General features: G+C 68.9%; 14 protein-coding genes. 6 read left to right on the forward strand and 8 right to left on the reverse strand.

The annotated features are described in order from the left end of the window. Positions 1-12: 12 nt before the first annotated feature. The 6 genes from C1N91_RS14635 to C1N91_RS14660 form a co-directional block, all read right to left on the reverse strand. A complete protein-coding gene (locus C1N91_RS14635) occupies positions 13-360 on the reverse strand; it encodes a hypothetical protein (RefSeq protein WP_137768316.1) in 348 nt (115 codons plus the stop codon). Positions 361-419: 59 nt separating this feature from the next. Then, positions 420-854 (reverse strand): hypothetical protein, encoded by a 435-nt coding sequence (locus C1N91_RS14640; protein WP_137768317.1) that lies wholly within the window; start codon positions 852-854, stop codon positions 420-422. A 16-nt stretch (positions 855-870) separates the two neighbouring features. Next, on the reverse strand, positions 871-1,200 hold the full coding sequence (locus C1N91_RS14645) for a hypothetical protein (RefSeq protein ID WP_137768318.1): 330 nt from the start codon (positions 1,198-1,200) through the stop codon (positions 871-873). A 356-nt stretch (positions 1,201-1,556) separates the two neighbouring features. Beyond that, positions 1,557-2,348: a hypothetical protein gene (locus C1N91_RS14650; RefSeq protein WP_137768319.1), complete on the reverse strand. Its 792-nt coding sequence runs from the start codon at positions 2,346-2,348 to the stop codon at positions 1,557-1,559. A 30-nt stretch (positions 2,349-2,378) separates the two neighbouring features. Then, on the reverse strand, positions 2,379-7,862 hold the full coding sequence (locus C1N91_RS14655; protein ID WP_137768320.1) for a DUF6531 domain-containing protein: 5,484 nt from the start codon (positions 7,860-7,862) through the stop codon (positions 2,379-2,381). 114 nt (positions 7,863-7,976) lie between these two features. Continuing rightward, a complete protein-coding gene (locus tag C1N91_RS14660) occupies positions 7,977-8,258 on the reverse strand; it encodes a hypothetical protein (protein ID WP_058729289.1) in 282 nt (93 codons plus the stop codon). A gap of 251 nt (positions 8,259-8,509) precedes the next feature. Between C1N91_RS14660 and C1N91_RS14665 the strand changes: the two genes are divergently transcribed. The 6 genes from C1N91_RS14665 (at position 8,510) to pstB (ending at position 16,490) form a co-directional block, all read left to right on the forward strand. Beyond that, entirely contained in the window at positions 8,510-10,675 is a 2,166-nt protein-coding gene (locus C1N91_RS14665; protein ID WP_137768321.1) for an RNA degradosome polyphosphate kinase, read from the forward strand. Continuing rightward, a complete protein-coding gene (locus C1N91_RS14670; RefSeq protein WP_137768322.1) occupies positions 10,672-11,625 on the forward strand; it encodes an NUDIX hydrolase in 954 nt (317 codons plus the stop codon). Before C1N91_RS14665 ends, C1N91_RS14670 begins: the two co-directional genes overlap by 4 nt. 608 nt (positions 11,626-12,233) lie before the next feature. Further along, positions 12,234-13,340 carry a phosphate ABC transporter substrate-binding protein PstS gene (locus C1N91_RS14675; protein ID WP_058730112.1) on the forward strand — a complete coding sequence of 369 codons (1,107 nt, stop codon included), beginning with the start codon at positions 12,234-12,236 and terminating at the stop codon, positions 13,338-13,340. A gap of 271 nt (positions 13,341-13,611) precedes the next feature. Beyond that, positions 13,612-14,562: a phosphate ABC transporter permease subunit PstC gene (gene pstC, locus C1N91_RS14680; RefSeq protein WP_058729268.1), complete on the forward strand. Its 951-nt coding sequence runs from the start codon at positions 13,612-13,614 to the stop codon at positions 14,560-14,562. A 13-nt stretch (positions 14,563-14,575) separates the two neighbouring features. After that, complete coding sequence (gene pstA / locus C1N91_RS14685; protein ID WP_058729267.1) at positions 14,576-15,661, forward strand: phosphate ABC transporter permease PstA; 1,086 nt, start codon at positions 14,576-14,578, stop codon at positions 15,659-15,661. 49 nt (positions 15,662-15,710) lie between these two features. After that, positions 15,711-16,490, forward strand: a complete 780-nt coding sequence (gene pstB / locus C1N91_RS14690; protein ID WP_058750201.1) for a phosphate ABC transporter ATP-binding protein PstB — start codon at positions 15,711-15,713, stop codon at positions 16,488-16,490. Between the two features lie 187 nt (positions 16,491-16,677). On the opposite strand, the gene C1N91_RS14695 is transcribed toward pstB, so the two are convergent. Both C1N91_RS14695 and C1N91_RS14700 read right to left on the reverse strand, forming a co-directional pair. Next, a complete protein-coding gene (locus tag C1N91_RS14695; RefSeq protein ID WP_137768323.1) occupies positions 16,678-17,595 on the reverse strand; it encodes an anti-sigma factor in 918 nt (305 codons plus the stop codon). Continuing rightward, positions 17,592-18,191 carry a sigma-70 family RNA polymerase sigma factor gene (locus C1N91_RS14700; protein ID WP_058728600.1) on the reverse strand — a complete coding sequence of 200 codons (600 nt, stop codon included), beginning with the start codon at positions 18,189-18,191 and terminating at the stop codon, positions 17,592-17,594. The genes C1N91_RS14695 and C1N91_RS14700 overlap by 4 nt, the downstream gene beginning before the upstream one ends. Positions 18,192-18,498: the final 307 nt, after the last annotated feature.

Here is an 18,498-nt window from a genome sequence, read left to right on the forward strand (position 1 = left end):
GCGATCAGTGAGTCAGCGCGTCCGCGCCGTCCACGCCTGACTCCGTAGGTGCGAACCCACGCTTGCAGCGACGAACGATCCGAACAAGGAGAGCGGCACCGCGAAGGCCCACAGACCGTCAACCCGCTCGAACACGAAGAGCACCACGAGGATCAGCACCACGACCATCGGCATCCCCATTGTGACCGGACGGAAGCGCACACTCAGACCGCCGACAAGGCACCCGAAGAGCGCACCGATCAGCACGTACACGAGCACCTGAGGAGCAGCCCTGCCAACTAAGAGGAGAGGGATCAGAGTGCCGACGACGACGAACTTTCCGCAAGCGATCAACACTCCCCCGTGGCTATCGGACTCCATCGCCGTACGGCATGGCGTCGGCTCCGCTCGTTCGTCATCATACGGTAGCCCCCCTCAGGTCAGCTGCGATCCACTACCTCGAAGCTGTAGGCAGTCGGCGACACGCCGAAGAATGCGAGTTGAGCGCGAAGTCGATAGGCCGCGACGCCAACCTTGAAACGAACGCGATCGACATCCGATGCTTCCCTCGCGACGGCACCCGCGTTCGAGGAATTGATGCGGTCTTGAAGCAGGATCTTCCCACACTGCTCGGTCTCGACAACGACCTGATGCCCCGACGCACCGCCCCCCTTGAACGATCCGCTCGATTCCGTTCCGGTGACCGCGCTAATGATGGTGCACACGATCGACAATCGGTGCGATTCATCGTACGCCGTGATCCCGACGGGAATCACGAAGAAAAGCAGCCCGGGAACGACGAACAGCAGCATCACTATGGCGATCCCGACGAGCGGAAACTTTCTCCTCGCCGCAACAGACGACATCCCAGTCATCGACAGTTGCTCGCCGTCAGCCCGTGAAGGTTCGCAGCCAGTCGCGCCATCGCGACTGCGCGGTCAAGCGATACAAATGGTCAAGAGATTCCTTGTACCTGGTCGTCGCCTCGACATCCGGTCTCCCTGCAGCATCGGTCAACACAACGCCGAGTGGGCCTCCCGTCCCAGCCGAGATGGACTCGTGTACTGCCCGGATCAGCGCCACCCGTTCAACATCCTCGTCGCTCATGAGCGCCGCAGCCTTCTGCTCATACCAGCGAGCGGCCTGTTCATGGTGCGCCCCGCGCAGGTAACCGCTGACCTGTGCGCAAAGACGGGACACTTCCGCGTAGTTCGTCTTCATCGGTCCTCCGATCACGGCACCAGCGACCAGTATCCCTTCACGTCCGTGGCGGCGTAGCCGCCGGGCACGTACGTCTGATTCGTGCCACCCCGCCAGTAGTCGCCATCAGCGCCAGTCTGTGGAGCAGTCAAATCCTTGAAAGCAGGCATCTTCTGCATCAACTCTGCAGCGAAACCAGCGTTCTGAATCGAATCCTGACCGCTACTCGCCCACCTGTACGGGAGCGCCTTGTCTCCGCGCACCTGGCTCACTCTTCGGGGCATGTCCGTATTCCGACTCAGCGCCAATCTTGATTCTTCGCTCGACCCGCCATTTCATCACTTTTCTCGCCGAGTGACCAAGAGCGTCCGATCTGTTCAGGACGGGAGGATTCGCCGATTGATGACTCTCGGACCGGTGATCCACTCAAAACGGTCGTCCCGCTCGCCAGTCAAGCCGAAGTGGTCGAGGTTCCGGCTCGCGGTCTCCAAGTCCACGACGTCGTCCGATGAGAACGTGACATCACTGTTGCCGATTTTGACCTCGACCGGCTCAGCCGAGCCGGATCGGTCGAGGAGTTGACTCCACGTGGTCAACTCGTCTGGCCGGTCGTTGTAGAACACGACCAGGGCACCCCTGGCAGATCCACAAACGTCCATTCGAGCCCCGTACCGCTCGAAACTCAAGAAACTTTGCTTCTCGCCATCCAGTCGCTCGAGCAGCTTCCGCGCCGTGTCCTCAGACACAGCTTGGCGTCGTCGGCCATCGGAGTCGGCGATGAGCACCAGCCCATCCGGTAGCTGCTCGGCTGCACGAGCGATACTACGGGCAGCCCAAGGGAATTCCGCCCGAGCGAGAACACCACCTGCCAGTGCAGACAATATCCAGCCGTATTGATAGAAGCCCAGCTCGCTCCGGAATGCTGATAGCAGGAGGAACACTACGAATATGCCCGCCATCCCAGCTATTGCGACACCTCGTCGCGAGCGCCCGTACCAAACGGTGCAGAAGCCGAATGCGAGCGCCGGTACTGCGGTCAGTACGTACCCTTCCGGGCCTTGACCGAAGCGAACGAGGGTGACCCACGCTCCCAATACGAAGAGCCCGATCGCTAGACATGAGAAGAAGCCAATCAGGAACGGTTTGTCATACCGACCGGAGGTGGTCAAGACGAGCCCTCTTTCTTTTGTTTCTGGAAGTCACCCGATTCCGATCTGATCACCCAACCAACTGGCTGTTTCTCCGATAGCAGCACCGGAGCTCGCAGAGCGCCAGAGAGCCGCCGTGTTCGTGAGTTCCAGGTTGAAGGCACTGTTCCAGGTCCGCGGATGTCCGATGGGAAGCTGAGCAAGAGTGTCGACTCCATGCATCTTGTTGAAGGGCAATGCATCCGTCAACGCGCTCGAGCCCATACCGATGCCGCCCGCCGCGAGCGCCTTACCAACATCGACTCGTTCACCACCAACAACGTCCTGCGTCACTGAGCCGAGCGCAGAAGCCCCTCCGGCGAGTACCAGCGAACTTGTCTTCGCGACTGCCCCGCTGCTGAGAAGGTCCTTCGTCAGAGGCTTCAGCTTCTGCCCGAGCGTGCCACCGGCCGGACCGGCCAGACCGCCAACAACGCCGCTGACGGTACCACCTGCGACTGTAGCGAGAAACTCGCGGCCGTTCTCCACTCGCCCGCCATGAGTCAACAGGTAAGACACCGCACTTCCGCCCGCACCGAACGTGCCGTTCACACCGGCATTCACTGCAAGAGCTTTCGCAGTTTGCGAGGAAAGAGCTCCTGTAGCGGAGCGAGCTGTTTGTGCGAAGGCGACTCTGCCTGTCGCGCCGAGGCCCTTCGCCACAGCGGTTCCTGCACCCCCGAACCCTCCAAGGAGTCCGCCGACGAGGGTGTCCAACCCCGCCTTCTTCCAATCCACCTGCCCCGTAGTTGCTTTCTGCGAAGCAACCGAAACCCCGCCACTCAGTAGCGCGCCCGAGGCCGCCAGGAGGGCGATACCTGCTGGGCCTCCCACTCCGGTCGCCATGAGAGCGATCCCGCCAACAATCGCCGCTCCTGCCGCGAGGTACTCCCAGTTGTCTCCGACCCAGCTCGCCGCTCTGGAAAGGAAGCTCTGGTTCGCATCCCGGTACGCCGCCAGGTCCTCGTCAGTCGCCGGTCGGAGCCCCAGGGGGTCGATCGCGTGCATCGGGTCGTTCCCGGCGTACGAGTACGGGTTCCCCGACCACGCTGCGCCGAGTACGGGCGCCAACGGGTCCGTCGACAGGAAGCCCCGCGCCGCCGGGTCATAGACGCGCGCCCCGAGCCACTCCAGCCCCGCGATCGACAGCCCGCCGTCAGCGGTGAGCGAGACACCAGTGGGCAGCGCCGTTCCCTCGACCGATGCGAGCACCGCCCATGGGTCCGAAGCATCCGTCGAACGGGCGCTCCGCCAGCCGGCGGTGGCCCAGGCGTCCCCCAGCGCGATCGCGCCGCCCGGTAGGTCGAGCACGCTCTCCCCACCGATCGACACCATCGCCGGCAGCGGCGCGGCGGAGTCCCACCACACCTCGGCGCCGCCGACCTCGGCGAGCTCTCCGAGCACATCGGTCCACACCTCGACCCGACCGGTCTCGTCGTACGAGCGGTCGCGCGAGACGACGGCGGTCAAGGACCCGAGGTCGGACCACGCGTACTCCTCGGTCGACCCGTCGGCTCGGGTACGCCGGACCCGTCGGCCGAGTCCGTCGTACAGGTACTCCGTCCGCTCCCCGTCACGGACGGACGCGTTGAGCTGCCCGGCAGCGTCGTACTCGAACGTCGTCTCAACGCCGTCGACGAACTCGCGGAGCAGCCGCCCGCCGTCGCCGTACTCCCACGCGGAGTCCCCGGCACGGACGAGCTGCCCGGCCGCGTCGTACTCGTACTCGACGCGTCCGTCCGGACCGTCGATCGCCGTGATCCGGCCCTGGTCGTCGCGCTCGATGCGCGTGACCGTCGCACCCTCGGGCGTCGTCGTCGCGTGCGCGACCAGGGCGCCGCGCTCGTACGACCACGACTGGACGACGTCGCCGGTCGACGCCTGGACGATCCGCCCTGCTGCGTCGTAGGCGAAGGTCGCCGCGGCGAGCCCCTGCCGCTCGACAGCGACAGCACGACCCGCTGCGTCCCGGCGCCACTCGGTCCGCATGCCCGTCGGGTCGATCCGCGCGGTCCGGTTGCCGTCGGCGTCGTACTCCCACCGCACGGAACGTCCACCACGGCTCCGACGGACGAGGAGCCCGCGGCGGTCGTACTCGAGCTCGTGGTCGACCGTCCGCCCCACACCACGCGTGTGATCGGTGACGACGACGGTGCGGTCGACGGCGTCGCGTCGGGTCTCGCTCACCAGCTGTCCGTCGACCAGCACCTCGTTCGCGCGGCCGGCGGCGTCGAAGGTCCAGCTGGTGGTCCGGCCGTCGGGGTCGGTCCGCTCAACCTGGCGACCGGCTGCGTCGTACCGAGCCGTCGTCTCGCGACCGAGCGGGTCGACGACCGCGACCACGCGGTCAGCTCCGTCGTACCGGCGCCGCGTGACACCGCCGGCCGGGTCCGTGACCTCCGTGAGCCGGCCCCGGTCATCGTAGGCGAAACGGGTGGTGCCACCGAGCCCGTCGACGGCCTCGACCAGCTGCCCCGCAGCGTCGTAGCGGAAGCGTCGCTGACCGAAGCGTGCGTCGTGGACGGAGACGAGCCTCCCGGCCCGGTCGTAGCGGTACCGGCTCGTCCCGGCTCCCGCGGTCGTCTGGGCGACCACGCGGCCGACCGCGTCGTAGGTGGTCTCCTCGACTTCGCCGGTGGGCAGCGTCCGGGCGACGACGCGGGAGTCCGCGTCGTACGTGAGCGTCGTGCGCGCTCCCGTGGCGTCGACGGCTGCGGACGGGCGACCGCACGCGTCGTACTCGTAGGTCGAGCGGGCACCGGACGGGCTGACGATCGCGGTCACCCGGCCCCCGAGGTCGCGCTCGATGCGCGTCAGGCCGCCCTCGCCGTCGACGAGCCCGACGGGCCTGCCGGCTGCGTCGTACGTCACGAGCTCGGAACCGGACTCGTCACTCGTCTGCTCGACCGGCCGCCCGAACGCGTCGAAGCGGACGGTGGTCGCGGAGAACGCATCCCGCAGGGTCGCGACGCCGGTCGCGACGTCGCGTGAGACCTCATGTCGCACACCGGTCGGGTCGACGGTGGCTGCGATGCTGCCGTTGGCGTCGTACTCGTGCCGCCACGTCGCGCCGGTCGGGTCGGTGACGGCCTGGAGGCGCGACAACCCGTCGTGCGCGAACGTCCAGACCGCGTCACCCGGCAGGGCGAGCGCGGCGACGTTCCCCTGGTCGTCGAACGTCCGCGTGACCCGCCGACCCAGCGGGTCGACGGTGGTCGCCAGCTCGCCGCTCGCCGCGTACTCGAACGTGGTGCGGGCACCGAGCGGATCGGTGATCGCCGCGACCCGACCCCCGGCCGTGTGCTCGTACCGCCACACGGCACCGTCGGCGTCCCGGCGCTCGACGAGGAGCCCCGCTGCGTCCCAGCGGTACTCGGTCCTGGCGCCGGACGGGCTGATCGCAGCGACCGGACGACCAGCTGCGTCGCGCTCGATGCGGGCGGTGTCCCCGACCGCGTTCGTGGTCGCGACCAGCTCGCCGAACTCGTCGTGCTCGAGGTCGAGGACGACCCCGGTCGGGTCGACGACATGGGTGCGGGCCCCGTTCGTCCACGTGAGCTCGGTGCGTCCGCCGACCGGATCGACGATGAGGGACGGGTCGCGGTCGTCGTCGCGGTACTCGTAGGACACGACCGCGCCGGCCTCGGTGACGACGGTGGTCACCCGGTCCTGGTCGTCGTACCCGTAGGTGATGTCACCGCCCGAGGGGGTCACCGTGCGGGTCCTCCGACCGCGCTCGTCGTACGCGTGGACCGTGACGGAGCCGTCGCGCTCGGTCGCCGAGACCAGGTTGCCGTGCCGGTCGTAGCTCATCGACTGCCGTCGGTCGTCGGAGTCGATGACGCCGACCAGCCGGCCCTTGGCGTCCGCGATGTAGGAGTTCGCGCGCGACCCGTCGCGGTCGGACACGACCGTGACGCGACCGGGCAGGTACGCGAAGCGCACGGCTCGGCCGTGCGGGCTGACCTGTTCGACCACCCGACGCTGGTCGTCGTAGGTGTTGTCGACCTCGACGACACCGACGGCCGAGGTGACGGTCACGATGAGGTCGTCGTCGTTCCAGCCGTAGCGCCGGGTGCCGACCGGGTCGGTCACACTGACGAGGCGCCCACGGTCGTCGTAGCCGTACTCGACCCGTCGGCCGTCGGAGGCACGGAGGACCGCGACGCGCCCGTCCAGGTGGTCGACCTCGACCCAGCGGCCGCGTTCGTGCTCGAGACGGACGACGAGGTCATCGACACCACGGACCACCCGGATGCCGGTGCCGGTGCCGCCGCGCTGCCCGGTCCAGAGACCGGACGGGGTGAAGTCGATGCGGACCCCGGCGTTGTCGCGTACGACGAGCAGGTCGCCCTCAGCGGCGAGCCAGCGGTTCTCGCCGACGCCGCGGTCCCAGCCCTCACCCGAGCGCGGGAAGCGGATCTGACGACCGTCGGCGCCGACGAACGTCGCACCCTCGTCGTCGAGGAGGAGGCGCGTCTCGAGGATCGAGGACCACCCCGGGCCGAAGAGCCCCACGTGGTCGTCGAGCGAGTTGTACATGCGGGTGACCTCGAGCGAGGCCGAAGCTCCGGTGAACCCGAGGTCGAGCTCCGGTTCGAGGAAGTTGCCGGTCGTGGTGTTGACCGGGTCCATGGAGAACCCCGTCGTGGGCTGGGCGCCGTACGCCGTCGGCGGCTCGAACTGCAGGTCCTGGCGGGTCTCGGAGACGCCGGCGGCTGCGAGGGCCGCGGCGAGCGCGGAGTCCGCGACGGTCGAGACGTTGCCCTCGCCCCCGGCCGCCGTGAAGGCGTCCGCGATGGTGGTCGCCCACTTGGCGTCCTGGTCGTTGGCGTCGAGCCACTGCTCGAAGGCGGTGACGACCCCGGTGGCGTCGATGTGACCCCACGAGCACTTGGCGGCGAAGTCGGTGAGCTTGCCCCGCAACGCGCCGGGTCGTCCTTCGAGGGCGCTGTTCAGCGACACCGAACCGGTCGCGAAGGAGCGGAGGTCGCTCGGACGCGCCGACGACGTCCCGCCGCCTCCGCCCCCACCGGAACCCGGGGTCGGCGTCTCCCGGGGCCGCGCGCGCACGTCCGGTTGCTCGAAGGTCGGCGGCGCGTCGTTCTTGATGTCCGGCATCGGGTCGTAGTGGAAGGTGTCGTTCCAGAAGTCCTGGAACCCGTTCCGCTCGTCCTCACGCGCCTGCCACTCGCGCGCACGCCTGCGGTTCTCCCGCTCCTTCGCCGCGGCTTCCTTCATCTGGCCGACCCACCCGGCGACCTTCTCGAGTGCCTCCGCGATGCGGCCGGCGTCGGAGTCGGCCACGTCGGCGTTCGACGAGAACAACTGGGCGAAGCGGCCGCGGAACTCCTGCGACGCCGTGGAGACGTACGAGCGACGGGAACCGCGCTGGCCGTTGATCGCCCCCGCCGCGGACTTCATCGCGCTCTGCAACGCGTCGGCCGTCGCGTCGTCGAACTCGATCGGATCCATGTTCGCGTGGATCTGGGCCATGGTCGTTCCCCCCGAAGCTGGTGCTGGTCGTACTGATCGTGCTGTGGTGCGGTCGGCCCCCCGACCGCGAACGCCCGGCCCACCGAGACGGTGGACCGGGCGTGGGCTGGGTGCTTACGCGCCGCCACCCGCGGTGAAGATGTCCTGCGAGATCTTGTCGAGCTGCGTGCGGAGCTGCTCGAGCTCGGTCTTCGCCTTGTCGAGGGCCGCCTTGGTCTCGGGCCAGGTCGACCCACGGAAGGTCGAGGCGAGCGGGCCGTCCCACACGTTCGAGTCGGACAGGATGCGCCCCTGGGCGTCGAGCTGCGAGATCTGGTCCGTGAACCCACCGTTCACGATGGACTGGATCTGGCGGATGGCGGTCTTCGCCTGCTCGGTGGAAAGGACACGCGACATGGTCAACCTCATTCTCTTCGTACCTGCACCCCCGCGCAGTGGAATCCCCCCGGAGGCCTGAACGCCGCCCACCATACCCGCGAAGCCCGACCATGTCACCGTCCGTATATCGTGACGTTTCCTCCCCCAGTCCGAGGGGCACGGTCGGGCGCTCGGGTGACACTCCTGCACAGCCCGGTCGTTCACGCGCGCTTTCCCCAGCGGTCACGTGCGCTCCTCCGGGCGGAGGGGGCTGGTGGCAGGATGTCGACATGGACACCGAACCGCAGCTCGACGGCGAATCCGTCGCTCCCGACCTCGACGACTTCGACGAGGTCGTCGAGATCGAGCACGAGTCGCTGCCCTCGGACCGCTACTTCGACCGCGAACTGAGCTGGCTGCGGTTCAACCAGCGCGTGCTCGAACTGGGCGAGGATCGCACGCAACCGCTGCTCGAGCGCGCGAACTTCCTGGCGATCTTCGCGTCCAACCTCGACGAGTTCTTCATGGTGCGCGTCGCGGGACTCAAGCGCCGCATCGACACCGGGATCGCGGTCCCGACCAACGTCGGGCGGGCTCCGAGCGACGTCCTGCGGGACATCGCCGCGAAGGCCCACGAGCTGCAGGACCGGCACGCGGCGGCGTTCATCGAGTCGCTGAAGCCGGACCTCGACGCCGCGGGCATCCACATCGAGCACTGGTCCGACCTCGATGAGGCAGACCGCCTGCGCATGCGGGAGTACTTCAACGAGCAGATCTTCCCGGTCCTCATGCCGCTCGCGGTCGACCCGGCACACCCGTTCCCCTACATCTCCGGCCTGTCGCTGAACCTGGCGGTCCGGGTCCGCAACCCGAAGTCGCAGCGGCAGGAGTTCGCGCGCCTCAAGGTCCCGCAGAACTTCTCGCGCTTCATCGCGCTGCCCGACGACGGCTCAGGGCGGATGCGGTTCATCCCGCTCGAGGACCTCATCGCGAACCACCTCGACGACCTGTTCCCGGGGATGGAGGTCCTCGAGCACCACGTCTTCCGCGTCACCCGCAACGAGGACGTCGAGATCGAGGAGGACGAGGCCGAGAACCTCATCCAGGCACTCGAGCGCGAGCTGCTCCGTCGCCGCTTCGGTCCGCCGATCCGTCTCGAGATCACCGAGGACATGGACCCGGTGACCCTCGACCTGCTCGTGCGCGAACTCGACATCACCGAGCAGGAGGTCTACCGCCTGCCGTCCCCGCTCGACCTCGGCGGCCTCTTCGAGATCGCGAAGATCGCCCGCCCGGACCTCCACTACCCGCGCCACGTCCCGACGACGCCGGTGCAGTTCCAGCCCGGCGAACCGAACACCAAGCCCGACCTGTTCCGCGCCATCGGCTCGCGCGACGTCCTCGTGCACCACCCGTACGAGTCCTTCGCGACGAGCGTGCAGGCGTTCCTCGAGCAGGCCGCCGCCGACCCGAACGTCCTGGCGATCAAGCAGACGCTGTACCGCACGTCCGGCGACAGCCCGATCGTCGAGGCCCTGATCGACGCCGCCGCGGCGGGCAAGCAGGTCCTGGCCCTCGTCGAGATCAAGGCACGCTTCGACGAGCAGAACAACATCACCTGGGCACGGAAGCTCGAGAAGGCCGGCGTGCACGTCGTCTACGGCCTGGTCGGGCTGAAGACGCACTCGAAGCTCGTGCTCGTCATCCGGCAGGAGGGCGGCACGCTCAAGCACTACAGCCACATCGGCACGGGCAACTACAACCCGAAGACCTCCCGCATCTACGAGGACATGGGGCTCTTCACCGCGGACGACACCGTGGGCAAGGACCTCACCCGCCTGTTCAACGAGCTGTCGGGCTACGCGATCGAGAAGAAGTTCAAGCGCCTGCTCGTCGCGCCGCTGCACCTGCGCAAGGGGCTCGTGAAGCGGATCCAGACCGAGGCCGCGAACGCCCGCGCCGGCAAGCCGTCCGGCATCCGGATCAAGGTCAACTCGATGGTGGACGAGCAGGTCATCGACGCGCTCTACCTCGCGAGCCAGGCCGGTGTGCCGATCGACGTCTGGGTGCGCGGCATCTGCTCGCTGAAGCCCGGCATCGAGGGGGTCAGCGAGACGATCCGCGTGCGCAGCGTCGTCGGCCGGTACCTCGAGCACTCGCGCGCCTTCACGTTCCACAACGACGGCGACCCGGTCGTGTTCATCGGCTCGGCGGACATGATGCACCGTAACCTCGACCGTCGCGTCGAGGCGCTGGTCCGGCTCACCGATCCGGCCCACGTGGCCGAGGTCGAGGAGATGTTCGACCTGGCGATGGCGGATTCGACGAGCTCGTGGCACCTCGAGTCGGACGGCGAGTGGACGCGCCACTCCACGGACCCGGACGGCCGTCCGCTCGACGACGTGCAGAATGTGCTCATGCGGAAGATCTCGGCGCGGAAGCGTTCGGCTCGGTGAGCGGCGGCCCCACGGGGCCCGTCGTCGCGGCGGGTGCGGTCGTCTGGCGCGAGCGCGAACGGGACGGCATGCCGCTGGTGCTGCTCGTCCACCGTGACCACCACCAGGACGTCTCCCTGCCGAAGGGCAAGGTCGACCCCGGCGAGAGCATCCCGACGACCGCCGTGCGGGAGATCGACGAGGAGACCGGGTACCGCGTCCACCTCGGGGCGCCGCTCGGCACCGCGGAGTACGTCCTCCCGAGCGGTCGCGACAAGGTCGTGCACTACTGGTCCGCCCGCGTCGGCTCGAAGGAGTACGACCGCGCGGGCAAGTTCCGGCCGAACGACGAGGTCGCCGCGATCGAGTGGGTGACCGTCGACAAGGCCCGGGCGCGGCTCACGTACGAACGCGACGTCGCGATCCTCGACCGGTTCGCCGATCGCGTCGCAGCGGGCGAGCACCGGACGTTCGCGCTGATCGCCCTCCGCCACGCGAAGACCGTGCCCGGCTCGGACTGGGACGGCCCCGACGCCACGCGACCGCTGCTGCCGGTCGGGCGATCCCAGGCCAAGGCCGTCGCGGCACCCGTCGCGGCGTTCGGTCCGAAGAAGATCGTCAGCAGCACGGCGGCACGGTGCCTCGCGACCGTCGAGCCGCTCTCCGCCCGGACGAAGGTCGGGGTCTCGAGCACGACGGACATCAGCCAGGACGCCCACGACCGCGGTGCCGCCGACGTCAAGGGCGTGGTGCAGAAGCGCATCGCGAAGGCGAAGTCCGCCGTGCTGTGCTCCCACGGTCCGGTGCTGCCGGACATCATCGCGCGCATCGCCTCGGCCACGGCTGACGACCGCCGTCGCTTCGACCTCCGTCGGGCCGCGATGCTCTCGGTCGGGGACTTCGCGGTGCTGCACATCGCGGGCGAGAAGCTCGTCGCCGTCGAGACCCACCGCAACACGATCCCGGCCTGAGTCGAGCGCCCGGCGCGACCGGGCCGTACCGCAACCGGAGCGCGCTGCGCCCGGCGCAACCGGCCGAACCGCGTCCGGCGCAACCGGGCCGGATCGCGCACGGCGCGACCGAGCCGGACCGCGCCCGTCACGGCGGGACCGCCGGACCGCGGGCGACGAGGCGGTGGCGAGGCGCGCCTCCAGGCCGGCACCGGATCCCGCGCCGTCCCACCCGTCCCGGCGAGCGCGTGCCCAGCCCGGAGCGCGCACGCCCGCCCGAGCAGCACGCGCCCGTCCGAGCAGCACGCGCCCGTCCGAGCACCGCACGCCCGTCCGAGCAGCGCGCGGACCCGTCGCGGGAGAGCGCGCGGAGACCGCCGACAGGACGCTGCGACACCTTCGTGAACCGATGCGATCGCATCGTCCGCACCAGCGCACAGTGACCCGATCCTGCACCCTCCTCCGGCCGGGCGTCCGGCACCCGAGCCGGGACAACCCCTCGTTCACCTTCCGTTCACCGAGGAGCGCCATCCCCGTCACCTCGCGTCCCTACAGTCGCTCCCGGGTCAGCACCGGCCCGAGGGACCAGCAGCGGTCCCGCCTGCAATGACATTCCCGAAGGGACCCCTGTGAACATCAAGCGAATCGGTTCGATCGCAGCGATCGCGATCGCCGGCGCCGTCGTGCTGTCCTCCTGCGCGGCGAACGAGAGCGGCAGCGGCGACACCGCTGCGCCGACCTCGAGCTCCGGCACCGACTACTCGAAGCTCTCGGGCACGCTGACCGGCTCCGGCTCGTCGGCGCAGCAGACCGCTGAGGCCACCTGGGCTGCGAACTTCCAGAACGTCGCCTCCGGCGTGACGGTCAACTACTCGCCGGACGGCTCCGGCGCCGGCCGCAAGAACTTCATCTCGGGTGCCGCGGACTTCGCCGGCTCCGATGCCGCGCTCAAGGACGAGGAGCTCTCGGGCTCGTTCGACCTGTGCACGGACAAGGCCATCGACATCCCGGTGTACATCTCCCCGATCGCCATCGCCTACAAGGTCGAGGGCGTCTCCGACCTGACGCTCGACGCGAAGACCATCGCGGGCATCTTCTCGGGCAAGATCACCAAGTGGAACGCCTCGGAGATCGCCGACCTGAACAAGGGCGTCGACCTGCCGGACGCGAACATCACCGTGATCCACCGCTCCGACGACTCGGGCACCACGCAGAACTTCTCCGAGTACGTCTCGGCGAACGCGTCGGACGTCTGGACCGAGGCCCCGAGCCAGACCTTCCCGTACCAGGTCGGCGACTCGGCCAAGGGCACCTCGGGCGTCGCCTCGGCGATGGCCAGCGCCTCGAACGCCATCACCTACATCGACGACTCCGGCGCCGGTGACCTCGACAAGGCGAAGCTCATGGTCGGCGACAAGGCCACCGAGATCTCGGCCGAGGGCGCTGCCAAGGTCGTCGCGGACTCCGACACGGTCTCGGGCCGCTCGGAGAACGACCTCGCGATCGACATCAACCGCAAGGACACCGCCGAGGGTGCGTGGCCGCTGGTCCTCGTCTCCTACGCGATCGCCTGCCAGGAGTACAAGGACGCCGACAAGGGTGCGCTCGTGAAGGGCTACCTCGACTACGTCGTCACGCAGGACGCGCAGGAGGCCGCCGCGAAGGAGGCCAAGTCGGCCGCCCTCTCGTCCGACCTGTCGGAGAAGGCCGCGAAGGCCGTCGCCTCCATCAAGTAAGTCCCGCTGAGCACCCGGACGCCGGTCCCACCCATCCTGACCGGCGTCCGGGTTCTCGCCCGTCCAGCCCGGACGCAGCACCAGCAGCACCGGCCCGACCGGACGCAGCACCGGCAGCACCGGCCCGACCGGACGCAGCACCAGCAGCACCGGCCCGATCGGACGCAGCACCAGCAGCACCGGCCCGACCGGACGCAGCACCAGCACCACCCCCGTCGCCTCCCCCGGCCGCTCCCCCACGGAGCCCGGCCTCCCCTCCGACAGGAGTCCCATGACGACCGCACCGGCCCAGCCAGGGGCCACCGTCTCCCCCACCAAGCCGAAGGCCGTCGTCCGCGTCGGCGACCGGGTGTTCTCGACCGCCTCGGTGGTCGCCGGCAGCCTGATCCTCTTCGTGCTCGTGCTCGTCGCCGCCTTCCTGGTCTGGCAGAGCATCCCCGCCTTCACGGCGAAGGTCGGCGAGCTGCCGAACAACGCCACGAGCTTCTGGGACTACGTCGGTCCGCTCGTCTTCGGCACCGTCTACTCGGCCCTGATCGCGCTGGTCATCGCCGTGCCGCTCTCGCTCGGCATCGCGCTCTTCATCTCGCACTACGCACCGCGCCGGATCGCGCCGGTGCTCGGGTACGTCATCGACCTGCTGGCCGCGGTGCCGTCGGTCGTCTACGGCCTCTGGGGCATCGTCGTCCTCGCCCCGCTCCTCAAGCCGTTCTACGGCTTCCTCAACGAGTACCTCGGCTGGTTCCCGCTGTTCTCCGGCCAGGTGTCCGGCACCGGCCGCACGATCCTGACGGCGTCGATCGTCCTCGCGGTGATGGCGATCCCGATCATGACCGCGGTCATGCGCGAGATCTTCCTGCAGGCACCGACCCTCAACGAGGAGGCCGCGCTCGCCCTCGGTGCGACGCGATGGGAGATGATCCGCCTGTCGGTCCTGCCGTTCGCGAAGTCGGGCATCGTGTCGGCGATCATGCTCGGTCTCGGCCGTGCGCTGGGCGAGACGATGGCGATCGCCCTCGTGCTGTCCGTCTCGACGAACGTCACCTTCCAGATGCTGACGTCGCTCAACCCCTCGACGATCGCGGCGAACATCGCGCTGCAGTTCGCCGAGGCCTCGGGCACGGCCCTGAACGCGCTGGTCGCATCGGGTCTGATCCTCTTCGTCATCACCCTGGTCATCAACATGCTGGCGCGCTACATCGTGCGCAAGCGGGTCTCCTGAGAGGTCACGCCCGATGTCCCTCGCCCTCCGTCAGACCGGCACCGCCGGCAACGTCTACGCCAACGGCAAGCTGCACAAGTCCGTGCCGTGGCTCCTCCTCATCGGCTCCTGGGTCGCCCTGATCGCGGTCTTCGCCCTGCTGAACGCGGGCGGCGCGGTGAAGGACTTCAACGTCGTCGCCGCCCTGTTCCTCGGCACCGTCCTGTTCGACGTCCTCATCGTCGTCGTGTCGCGCATCGTCGAGGGCGGACGCAAGGCGGTCGACCGGCTGATCACCTCGCTGGTGGTCACGGCGTTCGTCATCGCGGTGCTGCCGCTGGTGTCGCTGCTCTGGACCGTCCTGGCCGACGGCCTGGCCCGCTTCGACGCCCAGTACTTCAACTCCTCGATGCGCGGCGTCATCTCCGAGGGCGGCGGCGCACTGCACGCCCTCATCGGCACGCTCGAGATCACGCTGTTCGCCGCGCTCATCTCGGTGCCGATCGGCCTGCTCACCTCGATCTACCTGGTCGAGTACGGCAAGGGCGCCCTGGCGAAGGGCATCACGTTCTTCGTGGACGTGATGACGGGCATCCCGTCGATCGTCGCCGGTCTCTTCGCCTACTCGCTGTTCGCGCTGTTCCTCGGCCCGGGCGCCCGCTTCGGTCTCGTCGGCTCGATCGCGCTGAGCGTGCTGATGATCCCCGTGGTCGTCCGCTCCACCGAGGAGGTCCTGAAGATCGTCCCGATGGAGCTCCGCGAGGCCTCGTACGCCCTGGGCGTGCCGAAGTACCTGACGATCCTCAAGGTGGTGCTGCCGACGAGCCTCGCCGGCATCACGACGGGCGTCATGCTGTCGATCGCCCGCGTCATCGGTGAGACCGCGCCGCTGCTCGTCACGGCCGGCTTCACCGCGAGCATGAACTACGACCTGTTCAAGAACCCGATGATGACGCTGCCGGTGTTCGCGTACACGCAGTACTCGCAGCAGGGCGCCAATCCGGTGCCGTTCGTCGACCGGGCCTGGACCGCAGCGCTCGTGCTCATCCTCATCGTGATGCTGCTCAACCTGCTCGCGCGCTTCATCACCCGACTCTTCGCCCCCAAGCTCCCCCGCTAGCGCCGAGCGCCAGCGAAGCGGCAACTCCACCCACCCCGAAGGAAACCACGTGTCCAAGCGCATCGAGGTCGACGGCCTCAACGTCTACTACTCGAAGTTCAAGGCCGTCGAGGGCGTCGACATGACGATCGAGCCCCGCACCGTCACCGCCTTCATCGGCCCGTCGGGCTGCGGCAAGTCCACCTTCCTCCGCACCCTCAACCGCATGCACGAGGTCATCCCCGGCGCGTACGTCGAGGGCTCCGTCAAGATCGACGGCGACGACCTGTACGGCCAGGGCGTCGACCCGGTGCTCGTCCGTCGCCAGGTCGGCATGGTCTTCCAGCGCCCGAACCCGTTCCCGACGATGTCGATCCGCGACAACGTCCTCGCCGGCGTGAAGCTCAACAACAAGCGCGTCTCGAAGTCGGAGAGCGACGACATCGTCGAGCGCTCGCTGCAGGGCGCGAACCTGTGGAACGAGGTCAAGGACCGCCTCGAGAAGCCCGGCATGGGTCTCTCCGGTGGGCAGCAGCAGCGTCTGTGCATCGCCCGCGCGATCGCTGTGCAGCCGGACGTCCTGCTCATGGACGAGCCGTGCTCGGCCCTCGACCCGATCTCGACGCTCGCGATCGAGGACCTCATCGAGGAGCTCAAGAAGGACTTCACGATCGTCATCGTCACGCACAACATGCAGCAGGCGTCGCGCGTCAGCGACAAGACCGCGTTCTTCAACATCGCGGGCACCGGTGCGCCGGGCAAGCTCATCGAGTTCGACGACACCGCGACGATCTTCTCGAACCCGTCCGTGCAGGCGACCGAGGACTACGTCTCGGGTCGCTTCGGGTGATCGGTGTCCGGTCCGTCTCCTGACGGTCGGCCTGGAGGCCCGGTGCACGTCCGCCACGGACGGCACCGGGCCTCTCGTCGTCGGGGGCGCGGGGCGCCGCGCGCGCGACGGATCCGCTGTCGCACGACGACGCCAGACGCAGGACGGCGGGCAGCGGATGATCCGCTGCCCGCCGTCCGGGCGGTTACTACGCCTGGGTCGTGGGGACGGCCATGAGCGGCGTCGAGGTCGGCTGGTCGGAGCCGCCCTCGGGCTCGACGGTCATGCCGATCGCGTCACCGGGGGTCAGGTCGCCCTCGAGCACCGCCGTGTGCACACCGTTCCGAGCCCCGTCGACGAGGCCGGCCGGCACCACCTTCGTGCCCTCGGAACCGATGTACCAGAGCTCGTAGGTCTTGCCCGCCGGAGCCTGTTCGACGCCGTCGAGGATGACCGCGGACTTGCCGACGTCGTGCGACCAGACCACCGTCGCCGAGCCGCCACCGGGGACCTTCGCGGTCGTGCGCTGGAAGTCGGACGCGGCGTAGATCGAGTCGAGGGTGCCCGAGGCCTGGGTGGTCCCGGGGCCGTTCCCCTCGGTCTGACCGAAGTTCGTGCCGACGCCGAGTCCGACACCGAGGAACACCACGGCAACGGCGGCTGCAGCGGACAGGGCGGCCGCCGGACGCTGGAACCAGCGGCGGCGGGCCTTCGACGATGCCGGTCCCTCGACGTCGGCAGCGGCGGGAGCCGCACCGAACGCGAGGACGTTCGCGGAGTCGGCGACCTGCGCGGGAGCGGGAGCCGCACCGACGCCGGGGGCGGACGACGGGGTGGAGGCGAGCGGGGCCTCCAGGCCGGCGACCGGAGCAGCGGCGTCTGTGGGAGCCGCCTGCGGGGTCCGGGCGATCTGCGCCATCAGCGAGGCCTTGAGCGACGCGGGCGGCTCGATCGGCTCGACGGCGTACGCGAGCTGCAGGGCGGTCTCGCGGAGCGAGTCCGTCTCCGACTGCAGCTCCGGCGAGGTCGTCAGGGCGTGCTCGAGGAGCGCGCGCTCGTCGTCCGACAGGGCGTCCAGGGCGTGCGACCCGGTGAGCAGGGCAGGGTCGTCGTGCCGTTCGGTCATGACGTCACCCCCATCTCGTCTCGGAGTCGGATCATCCCGTCACGGAGACGGGTCTTGACGGTGCCGATCGGGACACCGAGCCGTTCGGCCATCTCGCTGTGCGAGTAGCCGCCGTAGTACGCGAGCTGCACCGCCTGCCGCTGGAACTCGGTGAGCTTGCCGAGCGCCCGGCTGACCCGTTCGTGCTCGATCCGGATCTCGACCGACTCGGAGACCTGGTCGAAACCGGACTCCAGGTCGCGGATGCCGATCTTGGTGTCCCGGTCGTGCGACGCCTGCGATGCGCGGACCCGGTCGACTGCGCGGCGGTGGGCCATGGTGAGCACCCAGCTGGCGGCGGTGCCGCGTGCACGGTCGAAGCGGGTGGCCTGCTGCCAGACCTCGAGGAAGACCTCCTGCGCGACCTCCTCGGACTGGGCGCGGTCCTTCAGGAGGCGCGTCACCAGACCGAGCACGCGGCCGGACAGGGCGTCGTAGAGGTCGGAGAAGGCTGCCTGGTCGCCGTCGGCGACACGGGCGAGCAGATCGTCGGGCGACACGGGGGTGGGCTCGGTGGAGCTCCAGGCCTCGGTGTCGTGTTCCACGAGCGCAAGCATTGCAGGTTTCCCCCCTCTCGGTGGCATTGCGTCCGACATGTGCAATCACTTCGCAGGTCGGGTACGGGTCGTTCGGATCCTCGCGGCGGTGGAGTCGGGGCGAGGGCCGCACGGCCCGCAGGGAATTGACCGGCGGGTACCGGACCGGGTCGAGCGGGCCCTCGCTGTGACGTCCGCGAGGAGCGTCACACCCTCTGTTCGGCACCGTCGGCGGAGTGGATTGGGCGAGCTGCGTCGTCCTCGTGTCCGGGGCACGCCCGGCCGCGCATCGTGTCCACCGAGAGTGAACACGGCGGCGCGCACAGCA

It is taken from the genome of Curtobacterium sp. SGAir0471, from assembly GCF_005490985.1.
Lineage (GTDB): Bacteria > Actinomycetota > Actinomycetes > Actinomycetales > Microbacteriaceae > Curtobacterium.

What these genes read in the sequence shown, in the direction of transcription:
- pstA (WP_058729267.1), top strand. Translation starts at nt 14,576, where the DNA reads ATGTCCCTCGCCCTCCGTCAGACCGGCACCGCCGGCAACGTCTACGCC.
- C1N91_RS14665 (WP_137768321.1), top strand. Translation starts at nt 8,510, where the DNA reads ATGGACACCGAACCGCAGCTCGACGGCGAATCCGTCGCTCCCGACCTC.
- pstC (WP_058729268.1), top strand. Translation starts at nt 13,612, where the DNA reads ATGACGACCGCACCGGCCCAGCCAGGGGCCACCGTCTCCCCCACCAAG.
- C1N91_RS14660 (WP_058729289.1), bottom strand. Translation starts at nt 8,258, where the DNA reads ATGTCGCGTGTCCTTTCCACCGAGCAGGCGAAGACCGCCATCCGCCAG.
- C1N91_RS14640 (WP_137768317.1), bottom strand. Translation starts at nt 854, where the DNA reads ATGACTGGGATGTCGTCTGTTGCGGCGAGGAGAAAGTTTCCGCTCGTC.
- C1N91_RS14655 (WP_137768320.1), bottom strand. Translation starts at nt 7,862, where the DNA reads ATGGCCCAGATCCACGCGAACATGGATCCGATCGAGTTCGACGACGCG.
- C1N91_RS14700 (WP_058728600.1), bottom strand. Translation starts at nt 18,191, where the DNA reads ATGCTTGCGCTCGTGGAACACGACACCGAGGCCTGGAGCTCCACCGAG.
- C1N91_RS14635 (WP_137768316.1), bottom strand. Translation starts at nt 360, where the DNA reads ATGGAGTCCGATAGCCACGGGGGAGTGTTGATCGCTTGCGGAAAGTTC.
- C1N91_RS14645 (WP_137768318.1), bottom strand. Translation starts at nt 1,200, where the DNA reads ATGAAGACGAACTACGCGGAAGTGTCCCGTCTTTGCGCACAGGTCAGC.
- C1N91_RS14695 (WP_137768323.1), bottom strand. Translation starts at nt 17,595, where the DNA reads ATGACCGAACGGCACGACGACCCTGCCCTGCTCACCGGGTCGCACGCC.